Raw genomic sequence first — 19,936 nt, 5'->3', positions numbered from 1 at the left:
AAATGTTAGATAAAATCATACAGTTTAGTATAAAGAACAAATTCGTTATACTACTATTTACCCTTATTTTAATAGCTTGGGGAAGCTATTCGCTTAAAAAATTGCCACTTGACGCCTTGCCGGATGTGACCAATAATCAGGTACAGATTATTACAACTGCGCCAACATTGGCAAGTCAGGAAGTGGAGCAATTAATTACATATCCGCTGGAACAAGCTGTAAAAACAGTCCCGGATATTATCGAACTCCGTAGTATTTCTCGTTTTGGATTATCAGTTGTTACCGTTGTTTTTGACGACGATGTTGATATTTACTGGGCCAGAGAACAAATATTCCAGCGTTTAAAACAAGCCGAAGAAAATATTCCTGCTTATGCCGGTTCGCCAGAATTGGCGCCAATTACAACCGGTTTAGGCGAAATTTACCAATATGATGTTTATGCCAAAAAAGGCTATGAAGACAAATATGATGCGGTAAAATTAAGAACCATTCAGGATTGGATTATAATTCCGCAATTGCAGGGCGTTAAAGGCGTTGCAGAAGTTAGTGCCTGGGGCGGAAAACTAAAACAATATGAAATTGCCGTAAACCCAAATACACTAAATAGTTTGGGTGTTACAATTACTGAAATTTTTGAGGCACTTGAAAAAAACAACCAAAACACTGGTGGTGCTTATATCGAAAAAGATAAGTTAGCTTATTTCATTCGTGGTGTAGGAATGGCAAAAGGAATCACAGACTTAGGAAATGTTGTAGTGAAAAACCGCAATGGTTCTCCGGTTTTAGTTCGTGATGTTGCCGAAGTTCGTGAAGGCGTTGCTTTACGTTACGGAGCATCAACCAAAGACGGCAAAGGTGAAATCGTGTCCGGATTAGTTTTGATGTTAAAGGGAGAAAATTCCAGTGCAGTAGTTAACAGAATTCATGAAAAAATGATTCAGATTAACAAAAGCCTGCCAGAAGGTGTTGTTGCCGAAGCTTTTATTGACAGAGGAAAACTAGTAGATAATGCAATAGGAACAATAACAAAAAACTTATTAGAAGGAGCACTGATCGTGATTTTTGTCCTGATTTTATTTCTGGGGAATCTTCGCGCTGGTTTAATCGTAGCGTCTGTGATTCCGTTAGCAATGCTTTTTGCGGTTATTTTGATGAATGCCTTTGGCGTAAGTGGAAACCTGATGAGTTTAGGAGCAATCGACTTTGGAATCATTGTTGACGGAGCCGTGATTATTGTTGAAGCCACAATGCATCATCTGCAAAAACTGAGAAGAAAGAAAGAATTATCGCAAAGCGAAATGGATATCGAAGTCTACAACTCGGCTTCAAAAATTAGAAATAGTGCCGCTTTTGGCGAAATTATTATCCTGATCGTGTATTTACCAATTCTGGCTTTAGTAGGAACAGAAGGAAAAATGTTCAAACCTATGGCGATGACCGTTGGTTTTGCAGTTGCAGGAGCATTTATACTTTCGCTGACTTATGTTCCTATGATGAGTGCTTTGTTCTTGTCTAAAAACACAGAACATAAAGAGAATTTCAGTGATCGAATGATGACTTGGTTAGAGTCAATTTATACGCCGTTTCTCGAAAAAGCATTACAATTTAAAAAGATTGTTTTAGGACTCTCATTAGGTTTATTTGCGCTTGGGTTAATCGTCTTTAATAATATGGGAGGAGAATTTATCCCAACTATCGAAGAAGGCGATTTGGCTATAAATGCCACAATTATGACCGGAAGTTCGCTTACGCAGATGGTAGAAACCACCACAAAATATGAACAGATTTTAAAAGCCAAATTCCCTGAAATAAAAACTATCGTAACCAAAATTGGAAGTGGAGAAATCCCAACCGATCCAATGCCTATTGAAAGCGGCGATTTGATTATTGTTTTGAAAGACAAAAAAGAATGGACCGGAAAATACCATAATTGGGAAGATTTGGCGAATGCCATGAAAGAAGAAATGGAAGTGATTCCAGGTGCCAATATTGAGATTTCGCAGCCTATACAAATGCGTTTTAACGAATTAATGACCGGAAGCCGCAGCGATATTGCGATTAAGATTTTTGGTGATGATTTAGATATTCTGGATGCTAAAGCAAATGAATTAATTTCGAAAATTAAAAACATCGAAGGAATTGGCGACTTAAAAGCCGATAAAGTAACGGGATTACCTCAAATAACGATTAAATACGATTATAATAAAATCGCTTTATACGGATTGAATATCTCTGATATCAATCAAATTATCCGTTCGTCATTTGCAGGCGAAAGTGCCGGTAAAATCTACGACGAAAGCAAAAGATTTGATGTTGTCGTGCGAATGAATCAGGACTATCGCGCAGATATTACAGATGTAAGCAATTTGTTTATTCCGTTGCCAAACGGACAGCAAGTACCGCTTTCGCAAGTCGCAACTGTTGATTATGAACAAGGTCCGGTGCAAGTAACCCGCGAAGACGGTAAACGTAGAATTACTGTTGGGCTAAATGTTCGTGGCCGTGATATTAAAAGCGTTGTCGAGGAAATTCAGCAAAAATTAGATAAGAATTACAAACTTCCTCCCGGGTATTATGTAACATACGGCGGACAGTTTCAAAACCTGATTGAAGCCACCGAACGACTTTCGGTAGCGTTGCCAATCGCTTTGGGATTAATATTGGTTTTGCTTTATTTCACTTTTAAAAGTTTCAAACAGGCAGGATTGATTTTTACAGCCATTCCGTTATCGGCAATTGGTGGTGTCTTTGCGCTTTGGATGCGTGGAATGCCGTTTAGTATTTCCGCAGGAATTGGTTTTATTGCCTTATTCGGAATTGCAGTTTTAAATGGAATCGTATTGATTTCGTATTTCAATCAATTGAAAACAGAAGGAATATTAGATCCGCTGCAACGAGTTTTAATTGGAACTAAAACCAGATTACGTCCCGTTTTAATGACCGCAGCCGTAGCTTCACTTGGATTTTTGCCAATGGCATTATCGACAAGCGGTGGAGCAGAAGTTCAAAAGCCTCTCGCAACTGTAGTTATTGGCGGATTAGTATCGGCAACTTTATTGACGTTAATCGTTTTGCCAATTCTGTATTTGTTATTGGAACGAGGAGTTAACCGCAAAGAATAATTAGATAATGAGAAAATTTGATAATTAGACAATAACTACTTTGAGCAAAATGATTTTTCTCGCAGATTTGCTTCGCCAGTTCGCTATCGCTCGGGTGGGAGATTGAGCAGATTTATTAGAAAATAAATAAAAGAATCTCCTAAATCTGCAAAATCTGCGAGAAACAAAAAATCAAGGCAAAGAAATTAAAACATTAAAAAAATGAATTCAAAAAATATAATATACACAAAAACCTTTGTGAACTTTGCGAATCTTCCTTTGCGAACTTTGCGGTTAAATAAGCTGCTATTGGCAAATAAAACTTTGTGGTTAATAGCGTTCCTATTAGTAACCACATTAACATCGGCACAAGAAAAGGTAACTTTAGAAAAAGCAATAGAACTTGCAAAATCAAACAACATAGATTTAAAAATCGCTGATAAAGAAATTGAAAAACAAACGGTTCTAAAAAAGACCGCATTTCAGCCAGAACCGTTGCAAGTGCAATATCAGGGCGGACAATTCAATAGCGCCGATTTTGATCACAACGTTTCGATTCAGCAGTTTTTTCCAATAGGGAATATTACCAAAGCCAATCGACAATTGCAGGAAGAACTGGTAAAACTGGCCGAAAGACGAAAAGCGTTGTCTTCTTACGAAATAGAAAAAGCCGTAATATTATCGTATTACCAATATTTGTATGGTGTTTCGATTCAGAAATTAAACTCGGAATTGAATGATATTTATACCAAATTTCTAAAGAATGCAGAGCTTCGTTTTAAAACCGGAGAAAGTGGAAACATTGAAGTTATTAGTGCTAAAGCGAAAGTAAAAGAGATTGAAACCCAAAAGGCACAATTAGAATATGATTTGGTGATTTATCAAAAGCAATTGCAATTTTTTATTCAGACGGATGAAAACATTGTTCCTGATGATAAAACTTCATTACAATATGCAATTTTGAAAGAAGAAGGAAATTCGAAAGCAGAAGGTTTAATAACTGATTTTTACCAACAGCAGATTTCGGTATATCAAAAAGAAACCAATACGTACAAAGCGATGCGAACTCCAAAACTTGGATTGGGCTATTTTGCACAAACCATCAACACCGAATCTTTGTTTCAGGGTTTTACGGCAGGATTGCAAATTCCGTTGTTTGGCGGCGTAAATTCGGCGAAAGCCAAAGCTTCTGAAATTAGTATTTCGCAATCACAATTAGCTTTAGATAAAAATAAACTAACGCTGAATCTGCAAAAACAAGAATTGCAAAACAATTTTGATAAGCAGCAAAAAGCACTAGATTATTATCAAAAAGAAGGTTTGCAATATGCAGATCAGATTATTAACACAGCGCAAAAAAGTTATGTCAATGGCGATATGAGTTATTGGTCGTACATCAGTTTTTTAAATCAGGCAATTGATATTAAAAAACAATATACAGAGGCGACTCATAACTACAATCAAAGTGCTATCGAACTTCAATTTCCAACTATCAAAAACAATTAAAATGAAAATAAATTTAACCGCAAAGTTCGCAAAGATTTTATCGCAAAGTTCGCAAAGAAAATTAGCTTATAGCTTATTGCTTATTGCGTATAGCATAGTTTTTACTTCATGTAATGAGAAAAAAACAGAAGAAGCGCCGGAAGAAGAAAAAGCGCAAACAGAAGTTGAATTAACCGAATCTCAATATAAAACAGTAGGAATCGAAACTGGAGTTGTAGAAAACAGAAATCTGAACAAAGTCATAAAAGCCAACGGTTACACGACAGTTCCGCCACAAAATTCTGCCGAAGTTTCGACTTTGATAGGAGGAACAGTTAAGGATATTTTTGTTCTGGAAGGCACTTTTGTCAACAAAGGAAAAGTTTTGGCTACGATTCAGAATCTGGAAGTTATCGAAATGCAGGAAGAATATCATTCGGCTACAGCCAATATCGAATATTTGCAATTAGAATACAATCGCCAGAAAACATTGAGCGATGAAAATGTAAATCCGAGGAAAGTTTTTCAGGAAGTAAAAGCAAAATTAGCAGCCGAAAGAGCCAGAGCACAAGCCGCAAAAAACAAATTAGAAGCATTGCATGTAAGTACAAAAGGAAGTACTTCACTAGTTCCAATTGTGGCGCCAATCAGCGGTTATGTGGGGAATATAAAAATAGCAAAAGGAGCCTATGCACAAACCGGAGTTGTATTGTTTGAAGTTGTAGACAATAGCCAGATGCACTTAGACCTGAATGTTTATGAGAAAGATTTAGGCTCAATTTCGGTTGGGCAGGTAATTGATTTCGTGCTTACAAATCAATCAAACAAATCGATAAAAGGAAAGATTTTCGGAATCAATAAATCTTTTTCTAACGAAAGTAAAACCGTTGCTGTCCACGCCAAAATTGAATCGGAAGATGCAAAAGGACTGATTCCGGGAATGTATGTTTCGGCGAATATCAACATTACCAATACGACAGTTCCGGCTTTACCAAAAGACGCTGTGGTTAAAAATGCAGATAAGTATTTTGTTTTTGTTGAAGAAGATGAACATGCAGAGAAACACGAAGAAAAAGAAGGAGAAAAAGGAACACCACATGAAAAGGAAATTCATTTTAAAGCGATTGAAGTGATTCCAGGAACGACAGATCTAGGTTTTACTGAAGTGAAGTTTGTAGATAAAATTGATGCAGACGCTAAAATTGTTACTAAAGGGGCTTTTTATTTACTCTCGGCATTGAAGGGCGGGGGAGAACATGATCATTAAAAAGTTTCAGGTTTTGTTTGTTTCAGGTTTCAAGTTCTGAAATGTGGTTAAATTTGCTCGCAAAGTCGCAGAGTCGCAAAGTTTTTAATCTTTTAAAACTTAAAAAAAAGCATAACGCAATAAAAACTTTGCGACTCTGCGACTTTACGAGATTAAATAATTTTACATAGAAACAATTGCGACAAAATCCTTAAATTTAGAACATATTTAAATAAAATTTCAATCTGAGAATTTCCTATGGAACATCAACATATAGAAGAAAAAGTAATTAAAAAGAAAATCAACCAATCAGGATGTTGCTCAGCCCACGAAGATCATAGCCATACTGACAATGACGGACACGATCATGATCACGAACACGGTACAGAAGGCGGTTTGTTTCAAATGTTTGTCCCGGCTATAATTTCATTTGTTTTATTGCTTATTGGGATTGGTTTAGATAATTATTTTCCGCAAACCTGGTTTTCAGGTTATGTTAGAATTGCCTGGTACGTTGTGGCTTATTTGCCTGTTGGACTTCCCGTGCTCAAAGAAGCTTATGAAAGCATTAGGAAAGGCGATGTATATTCAGAGTTTTTTCTGATGTGTATTGCTACAATTGGCGCATTTGCAATTGGTGAATTTCCTGAAGGAGTTGCTGTAATGTTGTTTTATACCATTGGAGAAAACTTTCAGGGATTGGCAGTAAGCAGGGCAAAATCAAATATCAAAAGCTTATTAGACCAAAGACCGGATGAGGTAAATATTTTAGAGAATAATGTTACAACAAAAATTAAAGCTGTTGATACTAAAATAGGATCAATAATTCAGCTTAAAGCGGGAGAAAAACTAGGTTTAGATGGAGAATTAGTATCAGATACTGCTTCATTTAATACTGCGGCACTTACGGGAGAAAGTAAGCCTGATACTAAAGTAAAAGGCGAAGTTGTTTTGGCCGGAATGATTAATAGCAACACAATTGCATTAGTGAAAGTAACGACGGCTTATAATGATAGTAAGCTTTCTAAAATTCTGGAAATGGTTCAGAATGCTACGACTAAAAAAGCTCCTGCGGAATTGTTTATTCGGAAATTTGCCAAGATTTATACCCCAATCGTAGTTTATCTGGCGATTGCGATTTGCTTGCTGCCAATGCTTTTTGTAGACAATTACGTATTTAGTGATTGGTTGTATCGAGCTCTGGTTTTCCTTGTAATTTCTTGTCCTTGCGCTTTGGTGATTAGTATTCCGTTGGGTTATTTTGGCGGAATCGGCGCTGCGAGTAAAAACGGAATCCTCTTTAAAGGAAGTAACTTTTTGGACAGTATTTCAACGATTCAGAATGTTGTGATGGACAAAACCGGAACAATGACCGAAGGCGTTTTTAAAGTTCAGGAAGTTATTATTCAGGATAATTTTGATAAAGAAGAAATCCTGAAACTGGTAAATGTTCTCGAAAGTCAGAGTACACATCCGGTGGCGACGGCGATTCACAATCATGTGGGGCCAATTGATGCTTCGATAAAACTGAAAAATGTAGAGGAAATCTCCGGACACGGATTAAAAGCCGAAATTGACGGAAAAGAATTGCATGTTGGGAATTTCAAACTAATGGATAAATTTAATATTGCTTATAATGTTGATCAAAATGCAGTAGTGTACACTACAATTGCTATTGCTTACGATAAAAAGTTTGCAGGATATCTGACTATTGCTGACGAAATTAAAGTCGATGCACAGGAAACGGTAAACAAACTAAAAGCATTAGGCGTTAAAGTAACTATGTTAAGCGGTGATAAAACCAATGTGGTGCAATTTGTTGCCAATAAACTAGGAATTTCAAATGCTTTTGGAGATTTATTGCCAGAGGATAAAGTCAATAAACTGAACGAGATCAAAGCCAAAAACGAAACCGTAGCTTTTGTGGGCGATGGTGTAAATGATGCTCCGGTTATCGCTTTAAGCACGGTTGGGATTGCGATGGGAGGTTTAGGAAGCGACGCCACAATCGAAACTGCCGATATTGTAATTCAGGACGATAAACCAAGTAAAATCCCAATGGCGATAAACATTGGGAAACAAACTAAAAAGATAGTCTGGCAAAATATTACTATGGCATTTGTAGTCAAAGCATTTGTACTAATTCTGGGCGCAGGTGGACTTGCAACGATGTGGGAAGCCGTTTTTGCCGATGTTGGAGTAGCACTTTTGGCAATACTAAATGCCGTTAGGATTCAAAAGATGAAGTTTTAGGTAATCGCCGCAATTTCGCGGCGATTTTTATTTAGACAGTAAATAAAAGGATAAAGCTGGTTTCATTTTATAAGATGAAACTCAAGATTTGTAAAATTAAAGCATTGTTCTTAAGTGAAGTATTAGTTTTGTTTATACATCAAAAACAAAATTATGAAGAAAGTACTTTTCGTGTTAATGCTATTGTTTTTAAGTTGTTCGACGGCTTGGGCGCAGACAAAACCTGCCGACAGTACCCAGACAGCAAAGCCAAAAACCAAGAATATTGATTTTAATGTAATGCCTTATCTTAGTTACAATAGAACTCTGGATTTTATGTTTGGAGCAATCCCCATGATGATGTATAGACTGAATAAAGCCGATACTATTTCTCCTAAATCATTATCCGGTATTTCGGCAATTTATACTACCAACAAATCTTATTTTGTATCCTCATTCAACAAATGGTATTTTGATGAGGATAAATGGCGCATACAAGCTTTCCTGATGACAGGTAATAAAAACGCACAGTTTTATGTAGATGATCTTAATGCCTCAGATTTTTACGATTATGGTACTAAAATGACTATAGTAAACTTTAGTGTACAACGCAAAATAATAAAAGGTTTGTACGCTGGTTTAGGCTATTCTTATGCGCATTACAATACCAATTATCAGGATAATATAGAACCGTCATCTATAACGCACACAAATGGTTTGCAGTTAATTACGCTATATGATACTCGGGATGCCGTTTACTACCCAACCAAAGGCGATAAAATAAGAATACGATGGCTTACCTATCCTACATGGTTTGGAAATGATGTGAGCGCCAATAAAATTCTCTCAGAATACAACAAATATTTTCCAATGCGAAACGGAACTGATGTATTAGCGGCTCGTTTTGCTGGCAAATTCGGATTAGGGAATATTGCTTTCGAACAGCAGGTAACTATTGGTAGTGAAGATATCCGAGGGTATTCTGAAGGGAAATATCGTGGCGACGGACTTATAGATTTGCAAGGCGAGTATCGATACAATTTTGGTAAAAGAATGGGCGTTGTTGGTTTTGCCGGCGTAGCCACGATTTACGGATCTGATACAACTAGTTTTAACTGGAAATTATATCCGGGAGCGGGCGTAGGCTATCGCTACAGAGCCTTTAAGAAGGAAAAATTTAATATTGGACTTGATGGCGCCGTTGGGAAAGGAGACTGGGGAATTTACTTCCGTATTGGGGAAGCTTTTTAATGAATTACAACCTAAAAGTTTATTTAGATTGTAATTCTTTTAAATGTGTAGATTCCTGAATTTCACCATTACCAAAAGACCAGTTTTCAAGACCATTATTTTCTAATAAAACAATGATAACATTATTGATCAGGATTTCTGTTGCCGTCGAAATTCTGGTAGCAATTTGATTGTATAATTTTCTTTTTTGATCCAAAGTTCTTCCTTGTCCTGCAATAATCTGAACATAAACAATTTCTTCAGAATGTGACACTCCAAGATAACTTTCAGGATATTTTATTTGATGCGTTTCCAATTCTTCAATTACATGAAAATAATCAGCTGTAGGGATATTAAATTCTTCTATTAAAGATTGATGTATCGCTGCTGAAATATTGTTTTTGGTTTCCAGCGAAAGCTTTTTCGGTAAACTGATTCGGACAAATGGCATTTTTTGGAGTTTTATTTAGTGGTAAAAAGATTTTCTATAAAAATAGGAAATATTAAGTTTTGAGAAATTAGAATTAACACTAAAAATTTAATTCAATTTTGATTCCGTTATTTTCCAATCCAATATCTGTTTTATTCCTTTTAGAAGGTGTTTGGGTTGGATACCAATTTCGATACGGTTTTACAATAATCAGTAAACCTTCGTCATCACCAATAGCAGCAAAATTTTCGCTGTTAAAGTTTTTAGAAAAAAAAGCAAGATCATGATCTTCTATTAATTGCTCTCCTAATTCCATTGGATTTTCATCAACAATTCCAATTTCGCTAATGCATAAAATTGATTTAGAACTGAATTCTTTTATTTGCAAATTATCAAGATCATGTCTGGCAATAAACTCTAATAAATTACCATTGTTGTCGTAAAAATAAACGGCATTGGCATTCCAGGTTTCAAAATTGGCAATGATGCGTTGATCTTCAATAATTAGTAAATCTATTTTGTTTTTGCACCAATTGATCGCTTCCTCAAGTTTGTTCTCAGGAATATTAAAAGCAAAATGATAGATAGAATTGAAATCAGGATTTTCGATGAACTTTAAGATTGAATCCCCCGCTTTAATGGTAACGGTTTGTGAAGTTTTTTCTATAATTGGGAGTTCCAGAGTATCTTTATAAAATGCAGCGGTTTCCAGAATATTGTTGCTTTGAATCTGTATGTGTTCTAATTTCATAATTGTGGTATTTTATAAAGAGGCAAAAGCTTCATTTGGTCTCAAACAAATTTAAAAAATGCCCACAGTATTCTGATTGACTAGCGATTTTATACTTCAATGAAAGAATAAGAAATTATTATAGAGAAGTTTTGCGTATAAGCTTTTCAATGAAAAAATTCGGTTATATTTATACAATTTTAGAGACAAAAAGCGACAATTTTATATATTATGAATAGATTTTGCTAATTATAAAATGTAATTGTTATAAAAGATAAAAAAGAAAAAACCTTTAACCGAAAAACAAATTTATTATGCTAAAACTATTTATTTCGCTTGCTGCCATATTATCCTTTACGGTCGTAACAGGACAAGAAAAAGCAAAAACAACGCAGAATCCAAATACACAAATTGATCAGTATTTAGCTGAGGTTGTTGGTAAATATAATATGCCTGGAATTGCTGTTGCAGTAATTAAAAACGATAAAATTATCCACAGAAATAATTACGGAAAAGCAAATATTGAGTTTGATGTTCCAGTATCTAATAAATCTATTTTTAGAATTTATTCGCTAACAAAAACTATGATTGTTACAGGAATTTTTCAATTAATTGAGCAAAATAAATTAGCATTAGAAGATCCAATTTCAAAATACCTTCCGGATTTACCCTCAACCTGGAATTCTGTTCAAGTTAAACATTTAGTTACACATTCTTCCGGACTTCCGGATATCGTAAATTACGAACAATTGCCAGAAAATGAAGCTAAAGAAAAAGTATTTGCTGATGCCATTCAATTTGAGAAAGGTTCAAAATACGAATACAATCAAACCAATTTTTGGCTGCTTCAGAAAATTATTGAAACCATAAGCAAACAAGATATCGAAATGTTTATAATTGGAAATCAGTTTGGAAATCAAACGGCCAATACGAATGTTTTTTTCTCTACAGATTCGAGAGATATTATTTTGAATAGGGTTACACCGTACAATAATTTTTCTGGTGGTAATATGCAAATAGGACTTTCAAATAACAAAAGTTACTTAAACAGTTGCAATGGTATTAATATTACAATGGATGAATTTATACAATGGGACAGTAAATTCAATCAAAATAAACTCATTAATGAGAAAACTAAAAAGACAATGTGGGAGTTATTTCCGTACAGCAAAACAGATTACAAATTTACTTATGGCTGGGATGAACGTGTTATAAACGAACATAAATCATACGGTTTTTCGGGAGGAAGAAGAGCTGCCTATAGAAATTTCCCAAAGGACAATCTGAGTATTATATTTCTGGCAAATGGCATAGGAAGTGATGTTAATGTCGAAGATATTGTTAATCATATCGCCTATCTTGTTGATAATGATATTATAGACTATGGTTTTGTTGCCTATGAAACTCTAATGAAAAGCGCACAGGAAAACGTTTCAGGCTTTAAAAACACTTTTGCAACTTTAAGAAAAGATCCAAAGTATTCAAATGTTAATTTTGAAGAACATCTCAATAGAATTGGATATATGCTTTTATATGTGGATAAAAAAGTACCTGAAGCAGTTTCGGTGTTTAGCTTAAATGCCAAAGAATTTCCTAAATCGAGTAATGTTTATGACAGTTTAGGAGAAGCTTATGAAGTAAATAAAGATATAAAAAATGCTATAGTGAGTTATACCAAAGCAGTGGAATTAAATACAGATCCGGGATACCAAACTAGAATAAGTAAGAAGATAAAAGAGCTAAAGGAGCTTTCAAAATAAAGTAAAATGAAAAGTTAGAGATAATTTTTTAATAAAAAGGCCTATTTCATTTATTTGAGATAGGCTTTTAAATTAGTATAACGACAGTTAAGAAATTTGTAATGCACTGCAACATTTAGTTATTCAAATCCTTAGTATTTAGTTTTCTTCTGATAGATTGATGATGTGCAAAAGTTTAGCCTCTGTAACGTGGAAATGTTCAGGGACAAGAGTTCTGTTTTTCAACTGAAATTCTACTTTTTTCAAACTTTCATAGGAACTTATATTCCTTATAGGATGAAAAAGCCTTCAATAATTAAAAATTTTTAGTTTAACTATTGGTAAATAAATTTTAATTTGTATCATTGTAGTATAGAATAGTATAATAATCTTTTATTTAATGAAGCAGCATCTTTTTCTATTAAAAAACATGTTTTTATCGATTTTATTTATGGTCACTTTTTGCAATTCGGCGAAAGCCCAAAACAGCATCAAGATGACTTTTGGTAAAAGCGGAATTATTACTTATGATGTTCAACAAAAAACAATTGCAGTAAGTCAATCTGGAAAAAATATTTTTTCTGGTGCAAAAGCTTCGGTTGTTGTAAATGGTAAAACAATCTCGGTTACTGATTATCCGGCTGCTGTTTTATCAAAAGAAACGATTAATGATAATTTAGGAAAAGGTTTAAAATATACGCTTACCTATAAAGAGAAAAACAATCCAACGCTAATCCAAAGTTTTATAACTTATAATAATAAGGACTATTTTATAACTCAAATTGAAATTTTAGGCAACGGAAAACAAATCGCAACCAATTACATTTCGCCTTTAGATTTAGGAAAAGTTGGTTTTGACAAAATAGAAAATCTACAAACCGTTTTTGTTCCTTATGATAATGATGCTTTTATAAGTTACAATTCAAAAAAATTAGATACCATTTCCCAGAACACAAGTGCAGAAGTTGGAATCCTTTTTAATAATACATCGAGAAATGGTTTTATAATAGGTTCGCTTGAACACACCGTTTGGAAAAGTGCTGTAAAAACCATCAATAAAAACAAACAACCTTTATTTTCGGCTTGGGCGGGATATTCAGAAAAAGAAGTAACACGTGATAGTATTGCGCACGGTCTTGTAAAAGGGGATAAGGTTTTGTCTCCGAAATTCTTTATTGGATATTACTCAGATTGGAGAAACGGAATGGAAGAATATGCCAAAACAAATCGTGTTGTAGAAAAGCCTTTTGTTTTTAATTGGGATAAACCAACTCCGGTTGGCTGGAACAGTTGGGGTGTTTTGATGGGAAAAATAAATTATGATAATACGACCAAAGTGGCTGATTTCTTTGCTAATTCAGTTCCGCAATTTCGTGTTGGAAATACCGCTTTTATCGATCTCGATTCTTTTTGGGATAATATGGTTAAAGGTGGTTTTACGGGAGATTTTAGCAAACTAAAAGAATTCGCAGATTATTGCAAAAGCAGAGGTCTTGAACCGGGCGCTTATTGGGCACCGTTTACAGATTGGGGCTGGAAAGATGGTCCAAATCGCAAAGCTGAAGGAAGTGATTATACGTTTGGTGAAATGTGGACGAAAACCGGAAATACTTATTTTGATTTTGACGGTGCTCGCGCTATCGATCCTACACATCCGGGAACGCTTAAGCGTGTGGATTATGTGATTAATAAGCTAAAAGCGTGTGGTTTTAAAATGATTAAAATCGACTTTTTAGTTCACGCTGCTGCGGAATCTACTTCGTTTTATGACAAAAATGTTACTACGGGAATGCAGGCTTACAAAGTTGGAATGGAGCATTTAGTGAATGCACTTGACGGACAAATGTTAATCTATGCGGCGATTTCTCCAAATATAGCAACATCACGTTATGCACACGTTCGTCGTATTGCGTGCGATGCCTGGAAAACAATCGAACAAACTCAATATACCTTAAATAGTGTCAATTATGGTTGGTGGCAAACGTATGCTTACAATTATATTGATGCAGATCACGTGGTTTTTGCCGATGTTACGGAAGGCGAAAATCGTGCAAGATTAATCTCGGCAGTAATTACCGGAACATTGATTACGGGTGACGATTATAGCAAAGACGGAATCTGGAGCAAACGTGCAAAAGAATGGCTTCAGAATAAAGAATTGCTTCAAATTGTTTCACACGGCGTGGCTTTTCGTCCGGTAGAAGGAAATACAGGAAAATTAACGACCGAAGTTTTCGAACAAAAAATAGGAAATGATTGGTACGTTGCAGTTTTAAATTATGGTGTTTCAAGCAAAAATTACGCACTTCCACTAGAAAGATTAGGCGTAAAAAATGGTAACTATAAACTGCAGAATCTTTTTACTTCTGAAAATACAGAGGTAAAAAACAATACTATAAATGTTACACTTGGTGCAAAAGATGCTCATTTGTATAAAATCGTAAATCGTTAATTGAGGTAATATGAAAAAACACTTTTTTAAGAAGACGATTCTATTATTTACCTTGTTTATTTTATCGTCAAATAGCGTTCATGCTACAGTATCATTGCCTTCTTTCTTTACTGATAATATGGTTTTGCAGCAAAAAAGCGCAGTTCCGTTTTGGGGAGAAAGCGACAGAAAATCTATTGAAATAATTACATCTTGGGATAAAAAAACATACAAAACCAATGTTGCAAATGGCAAATGGAATGTGGTTTTAAAAACTCCCGTTTACGGAGGACCTTATACAATTACGATAAATGACGGAACAACTAAAACGCTAAATAATGTTTTAATTGGGGAAGTTTGGTTGTGTTCCGGACAAAGTAATATGGAAATGCCTCTTGAAGGTTGGGGGAAAATCAATAATTATAAGGAAGAAATAGAAAACGCTAATTATCCTCAAATACGATTATTACAGGCTGAACATATAGAGAGTACTTTACCATTAAATACCTTAAAAGTACAACACGACGGATGGAATGTTTGCAGCCCAAAAACGATTGCTGATTTTAGTGCAACGGCGTATTTTTTTGCCAGAAAGATTTACAACGAAAAGAAGATTCCAATAGGTTTAATTCATTCTTCATGGGGAGGAACATCAATTGAAGCCTGGACAAGTTCTGGAGCGTTAACCACAATTCATGATTTTGATACTGAAATTCAGGCGATGAAATCAGAAACGGATGCAGCAGCGTTATTACAAAAATACAATGTTGATCTGGCAAATTGGGAAATGAAAGTAGCAGGTTCTGATGAAGGATTTGAGACCGGAAAAGTGATTTGGGCAACACCCAATTTTGATGATTCTTCATGGAAAACAATGAAATTACCATCGTTTTTTGATAGTAACGGATTAGGCAATTTTGATGGAGTAGTCTGGTTTAGAAAAAAGTTTACAATCTCAGATAATAGTGTAGACTTTAGTCTAAGTTATTTTGCAGATGATGATGATATGATTTGGATTAATGGCAATTATATTGGTGAAACCAAAGGCTATAATGTAGAACGTCATTATACAATTCCTTCAAAATACCTAAAAAAAGGAGAAAACACAATTACAATCAGAGTTTTTGACGGTGCAGGAAATGGCGGTGTTTATGGTGAAGAAAACTTCTCATTGAAATCTGGAAAAGAAAGTATTTTATTAGCCGGAAATTGGAAATATACTATTGGTGTTGACAGTAAAGATTTACCTGTAAAACCTTATTTGGCACAAGGACAAAACAGACCAAGTGCGATTTATAATGCGATGATTGCGCCTTTGTTAGATTATAAAATAAAAGGTGTTATCTGGTATCAGGGCGAAAATAATGCTGAAAGAGCACACCAATATCAAACCTTATTTCCGTTGTTGATAAACGATTGGAGAGCAAAATTTAAAGATAAAAATTTGCCATTTTTCTTTGTTCAATTGGCAAATTATAAAGAACGAAAACAACAACCTGCAGCATCTGATTGGGCAGAGTTGCGTGAAGCACAATTCATGGCTTTGAAATTACCAAATACAGGAATGGCTGTTACAACTGATATTGGAAATGGGGAAGATATTCACCCAAAAAACAAACAAGATGTTGGAGGGCGATTGGCAAATATAGCTTTGGCAAAAGTTTATAATACTAAAATCGATTATTCAGGACCGCTTTATAAATCGTATAAAATAGAAGGAAATATTGCTACCATCGATTTTGATTTTAAGGAGAATATCAAAGCCAAAAACAGCGAATTAAAAGGATTTTCGATTGCTGGAGCTGACAAGAAGTTTTATTGGGCAATGGCAAAAATAGTAAATGGCAAAGTCGAAGTTTACGCTCAGGAAGTTCCAAATCCCGTTGCAGTTCGCTACAATTGGGCTGATAATCCTGATGGAAATTTAACAAACGCATCAGGCTTGGCTGCATCATCTTTTAGAACAGATAATTGGGCGGGAATTACACAAGAAAAGAAATAAGAAAATAACATATAATAAAATGAAAAAACAATTTATATCATTAAGGCAGTCTTTTACGATCGCATTTTTTATTCTGACGAGTTATTGCAGCACAATAACGGCGCAACAAATTATCTCGGTAAAAACAAAAAGTAATGCACTTGTTTTGCAGGTAACTCCGGGGAAAGAATTGAACACCATTTATTTAGGAGAAAAACTGGCAAACGATTTTGAGTATGTAAAAATTCAAGGTCAGTTTCGTCAGGGAACAGATTATTCGGGGATTTACAACGCAGCTTATACGCCATCTGGATCTAAAAATTTGTTAGAACCTGCAATTGCCGTAACACACGCTGACGGAAATATGTCATTGGATTTATTATATGTAACGCATAAAACATCAACGATAAGTACAGGAATTTCTCAAACCGAAATTACCCTTAAAGATCCTGTATATCCGGTTGAAGTTCATATGTTTATTCAGGCGTATTATGATACTGATGTGATCGAACAATGGACAACAATTCAGCATAGCGAAAAAGCAAATATTACGTTGAACAAATACGCTTCGGCAAATTTATATTTAAAAGGATACAGCAATTTTTACCTAAACCAATATCATGGTGATTGGGCAAAAGAAATGCAGCCTGAAGAAACAAAACTGACACATGGAATTAAAGTTTTAGATACTAAATTAGGTTCTCGTGCCAACTTATTTCAGCCATCTGTATTTATGGTTTCTCTGGACAAACCATCTACTGAAGACGAAGGAAAAGTTTTGTTTGCTGGATTAGAATGGTCAGGAAATTTCAGAACAGATTTAGAATTAGATCCTTTAAATAACCTTCGTGTTATTTCGGGGATTAACAATGCTGCGGCAAATTATTCTTTGCCTAAAAACGAAGTATTTACAACGCCTAAATTTTGGTACACTTTATCCTCAAAAGGAAAAGGAAATGCAAGCCGTAATTTGCACGATTGGTCAAGAAATTACAAAATATTAGAAGGAAAAGGTAGTCGTATGACTTTGCTAAACAACTGGGAAGCGACTTATTTTAATTTTGACGAAAACAAACTAAAAGTGCTTATCGCCGATAGTAAAAAACTAGGTGTAGATATGTTTTTATTGGATGACGGATGGTTCGGAAACAATTATCCTCGTAACAACGACGACGCGGCTCTTGGCGATTGGGATGTCAATAAAAAGAAGTTACCAAACGGAATTGGAACTTTAGTGAAAACGGCAAAAGACAATCAGGTAAAATTCGGAATCTGGATTGAACCTGAAATGGTAAATCCAGCGAGTGATTTGTATAAAAAACATCCGGAATGGATTGTAAAACAACCAGGAAGAGCGGAGCATTATTTCCGTAATCAATTGGTTTTAGATTTATCAAACCCAAAAGTTCAGGATTTTGTTTACGGAGTTGTAGACAATCTTTTTACTGAAAATCCAGAATTGGCTTATATCAAATGGGATTGTAATGCAGTGATTTACAATGCTTATTCTTCTAATTTAAAAGACAAACAGAATAATTTCTATACAGATTATGTAAACGGACTTTATAAAGTTCTGGAACGTATTCGTGTAAAATATCCAAAAGTGCCAATGATGCTTTGCTCTGGCGGTGGCGGTAGAGTAGATTATGCGGCATTGAAATATTTTACAGAATTCTGGCCAAGTGATAATACAGATCCGTTAGAACGTGTATATATGCAATGGGAATACTCGTATTTTTATCCTGCTTTGACGATTGCGGCGCATGTTACAGATTGGGGAAAACAGCTTATTAAATACCGAACTGATGTTGCCATGATGGGTAGATTAGGTTTTGATATTGTAGTTAAAGATCTTAACGAGAAAGACTTGGCTTATGCACAACAAGCCATAAAAAACTACGGTTCTTTGAGCAATACAATCTGGCAAGGAGATCAATATCGTTTGCAAAATCCTTGGGGTAATGATGCAGCTTCTGTAATGTTTGTGAATAAAAATGGTAACGAAGCGGTAGTTTTCAACTATTTGGTAAATTCAAGATATGAAGCAGGAACACATCTTCCTATAAAATTAAAAGGATTACAAGCGGGGCAAAACTATAAAGTAGAAGAAATCAACATTTATCCGGATAAAAAAGCAGCAGTAGAAACGGTAACATACTCAGGTGATTTTTTAATGCAGGTTGGAATTAACCCAAATGTGAATTCATCAAATAGCAGTGTTGTTTTAAAAATTACTAAGGCCTAAACTAAATCTCGAACATTAGTATATATTTGTAATATATTTCTAATTAAATACCTATTATAACGTTTTATGAAGCAAATTATTCAACAGATAAAAAATCTTGAATCTATAAATTCCTTCTCTAAACATGAGCAATTGGTTCAAGGAATAATTAATGCCATTGATGAAAAGGTAGTCACAAAAGGTGATTTACTTCCATCGGTAAATACTTTTATAAGCGAATTAGGTTTTGCCAGAGAAACAATTGCCAAGGCATATAAAGAACTTGTACACAGAGGAATCATCGAATCTAAAAATCGACTGGGCTATTTTGTGGCAACAAATGATGTTAAACAAGAGCTAAAAGTAGCTTTACTAATATTTGCATTTGATATTTTTCAGGAAACATTTTATGAAAATTTCAGAAAAGGTCTTGGAAAAAATGTTCAGTTGGATATCTTTTTTCACCATAATAATTTTGATACATTCGAGAGTATTGTTCAAAATATGAAGGGAAAATACGGAATGTTTGTTATCGCTCCGATCCCGAGCCCAAAAACTCCAGCAGTTTTAAAACAATTGCCAACTAACAGGGTTTTGCTTGTGGATCGTTACATAGAAACAGATGAAGATTACAATTATGTTGCACAAGAGTTTGGCGATTCGTCATACAACGCTTTTGTACAGCTAAAAGATAAAATTAAGAAATACGACGAGATTATTTTCTTCTTTAAACCATCGTCTGCTGAACCTGATGAAATTTTAAATTCGTTTAAAAGATTCATGAAAGATTATAATATCAAAGGTGTAATTAAAGAAGAATACGTTTCAGGATCTCTTGAAAAAGGAAAAGTATATTTCACGATTCACAACCTTGAACTTTGGGAAATGCTGAAAGATTCTAAAGTAAAAGGCCTTAAAATCGGTACAGATATTGGGTTTATTTCGCATAATGATGATATCGTAAAAGAGATCATTTTTGACGGGGTTACTACATTCTCTACGGATTTCTCTGAAATGGGAAAAAAAGCGGCAAATTTTGTCCTGAATCGTAAAAAGATTCAAGAGATTATTCCAACAGTTCTTGTGGATCGAAATTCGTTGTAGTTT

General features: G+C 34.8%; 12 protein-coding genes. 10 read left to right on the top strand and 2 right to left on the bottom strand.

The window, feature by feature from the left end; translation table 11 throughout:
* Positions 1 to 2: 2 nt before the first annotated feature.
* From LPB88_RS19460 to LPB88_RS19440, 5 genes are all read left to right on the top strand, one after another.
* Positions 3 to 3,122, top strand: coding sequence for an efflux RND transporter permease subunit (locus LPB88_RS19460; RefSeq protein ID WP_370635884.1), 3,120 nt, complete (start codon positions 3 to 5; stop codon positions 3,120 to 3,122).
* A 288-nt stretch (positions 3,123 to 3,410) separates the two neighbouring features.
* Positions 3,411 to 4,607, top strand: coding sequence for a TolC family protein (locus LPB88_RS19455; RefSeq protein ID WP_230717344.1), 1,197 nt, complete (start codon positions 3,411 to 3,413; stop codon positions 4,605 to 4,607).
* A 1-nt stretch (position 4,608) separates the two neighbouring features.
* Positions 4,609 to 5,853, top strand: a complete 1,245-nt coding sequence (locus LPB88_RS19450) for an efflux RND transporter periplasmic adaptor subunit (RefSeq protein WP_230717343.1) — start codon at positions 4,609 to 4,611, stop codon at positions 5,851 to 5,853.
* 237 nt (positions 5,854 to 6,090) lie between these two features.
* Positions 6,091 to 8,085, top strand: coding sequence for a heavy metal translocating P-type ATPase (locus LPB88_RS19445; RefSeq protein ID WP_230717342.1), 1,995 nt, complete (start codon positions 6,091 to 6,093; stop codon positions 8,083 to 8,085).
* Between the two features lie 153 nt (positions 8,086 to 8,238).
* The gene (locus LPB88_RS19440) at positions 8,239 to 9,315 is read left to right on the top strand and encodes a BamA/TamA family outer membrane protein (RefSeq protein ID WP_230717341.1); all 1,077 of its coding nucleotides are present in this window, start codon (positions 8,239 to 8,241) and stop codon (positions 9,313 to 9,315) included.
* A gap of 19 nt (positions 9,316 to 9,334) precedes the next feature.
* Here LPB88_RS19440 and LPB88_RS19435 read toward each other — a convergent pair whose 3' ends face one another.
* Complete coding sequence (locus LPB88_RS19435) at positions 9,335 to 9,745, bottom strand: tautomerase family protein (RefSeq protein WP_230717340.1); 411 nt, start codon at positions 9,743 to 9,745, stop codon at positions 9,335 to 9,337.
* 79 nt (positions 9,746 to 9,824) lie between these two features.
* Positions 9,825 to 10,475 carry a VOC family protein gene (locus LPB88_RS19430; RefSeq protein WP_230717339.1) on the bottom strand — a complete coding sequence of 217 codons (651 nt, stop codon included), beginning with the start codon at positions 10,473 to 10,475 and terminating at the stop codon, positions 9,825 to 9,827.
* Between the two features lie 293 nt (positions 10,476 to 10,768).
* On the opposite strand from LPB88_RS19430, the gene LPB88_RS19425 reads away from it, so the two are divergent.
* The 5 genes from LPB88_RS19425 to LPB88_RS19405 all read left to right on the top strand — a co-directional run bounded on the left by LPB88_RS19425 (position 10,769) and on the right by LPB88_RS19405 (position 19,933).
* Positions 10,769 to 12,214 carry a serine hydrolase domain-containing protein gene (locus tag LPB88_RS19425; RefSeq protein WP_230717338.1) on the top strand — a complete coding sequence of 482 codons (1,446 nt, stop codon included), beginning with the start codon at positions 10,769 to 10,771 and terminating at the stop codon, positions 12,212 to 12,214.
* Positions 12,215 to 12,689: 475 nt separating this feature from the next.
* Positions 12,690 to 14,645 (top strand): alpha-galactosidase, encoded by a 1,956-nt coding sequence (locus LPB88_RS19420; RefSeq protein WP_230717337.1) that lies wholly within the window; start codon positions 12,690 to 12,692, stop codon positions 14,643 to 14,645.
* Between the two features lie 10 nt (positions 14,646 to 14,655).
* Positions 14,656 to 16,626 (top strand): sialate O-acetylesterase, encoded by a 1,971-nt coding sequence (locus LPB88_RS19415; RefSeq protein WP_230717336.1) that lies wholly within the window; start codon positions 14,656 to 14,658, stop codon positions 16,624 to 16,626.
* Between the two features lie 19 nt (positions 16,627 to 16,645).
* Entirely contained in the window at positions 16,646 to 18,850 is a 2,205-nt protein-coding gene (locus tag LPB88_RS19410; RefSeq protein WP_230717335.1) for an alpha-galactosidase, read from the top strand.
* 66 nt (positions 18,851 to 18,916) lie between these two features.
* Positions 18,917 to 19,933, top strand: coding sequence for a GntR family transcriptional regulator (locus LPB88_RS19405; RefSeq protein WP_230717334.1), 1,017 nt, complete (start codon positions 18,917 to 18,919; stop codon positions 19,931 to 19,933).
* The last annotated feature ends 3 nt before the right edge of the window (positions 19,934 to 19,936 follow it).

Origin of the sequence: Flavobacterium sp. JAS (assembly GCF_020991455.1) — a bacterium.
In the GTDB taxonomy this organism is placed as follows: domain Bacteria; phylum Bacteroidota; class Bacteroidia; order Flavobacteriales; family Flavobacteriaceae; genus Flavobacterium.
The sequence above is the reverse complement of the archived record's forward strand: the minus strand, read 5'-3'. Positions and strand labels throughout refer to the sequence as shown.

Coding starts and splice junctions, on each gene's coding strand:
- LPB88_RS19425 (WP_230717338.1), top strand. CDS start 10,769: ATGCTAAAACTATTTATTTCGCTTGCTGCCATATTATCCTTTACGGTC.
- LPB88_RS19440 (WP_230717341.1), top strand. CDS start 8,239: ATGAAGAAAGTACTTTTCGTGTTAATGCTATTGTTTTTAAGTTGTTCG.
- LPB88_RS19460 (WP_370635884.1), top strand. CDS start 3: ATGTTAGATAAAATCATACAGTTTAGTATAAAGAACAAATTCGTTATA.
- LPB88_RS19405 (WP_230717334.1), top strand. CDS start 18,917: ATGAAGCAAATTATTCAACAGATAAAAAATCTTGAATCTATAAATTCC.
- LPB88_RS19420 (WP_230717337.1), top strand. CDS start 12,690: ATGACTTTTGGTAAAAGCGGAATTATTACTTATGATGTTCAACAAAAA.
- LPB88_RS19415 (WP_230717336.1), top strand. CDS start 14,656: ATGAAAAAACACTTTTTTAAGAAGACGATTCTATTATTTACCTTGTTT.
- LPB88_RS19410 (WP_230717335.1), top strand. CDS start 16,646: ATGAAAAAACAATTTATATCATTAAGGCAGTCTTTTACGATCGCATTT.
- LPB88_RS19435 (WP_230717340.1), bottom strand. CDS start 9,745: ATGCCATTTGTCCGAATCAGTTTACCGAAAAAGCTTTCGCTGGAAACC.
- LPB88_RS19445 (WP_230717342.1), top strand. CDS start 6,091: ATGGAACATCAACATATAGAAGAAAAAGTAATTAAAAAGAAAATCAAC.
- LPB88_RS19430 (WP_230717339.1), bottom strand. CDS start 10,475: ATGAAATTAGAACACATACAGATTCAAAGCAACAATATTCTGGAAACC.
- LPB88_RS19450 (WP_230717343.1), top strand. CDS start 4,609: ATGAAAATAAATTTAACCGCAAAGTTCGCAAAGATTTTATCGCAAAGT.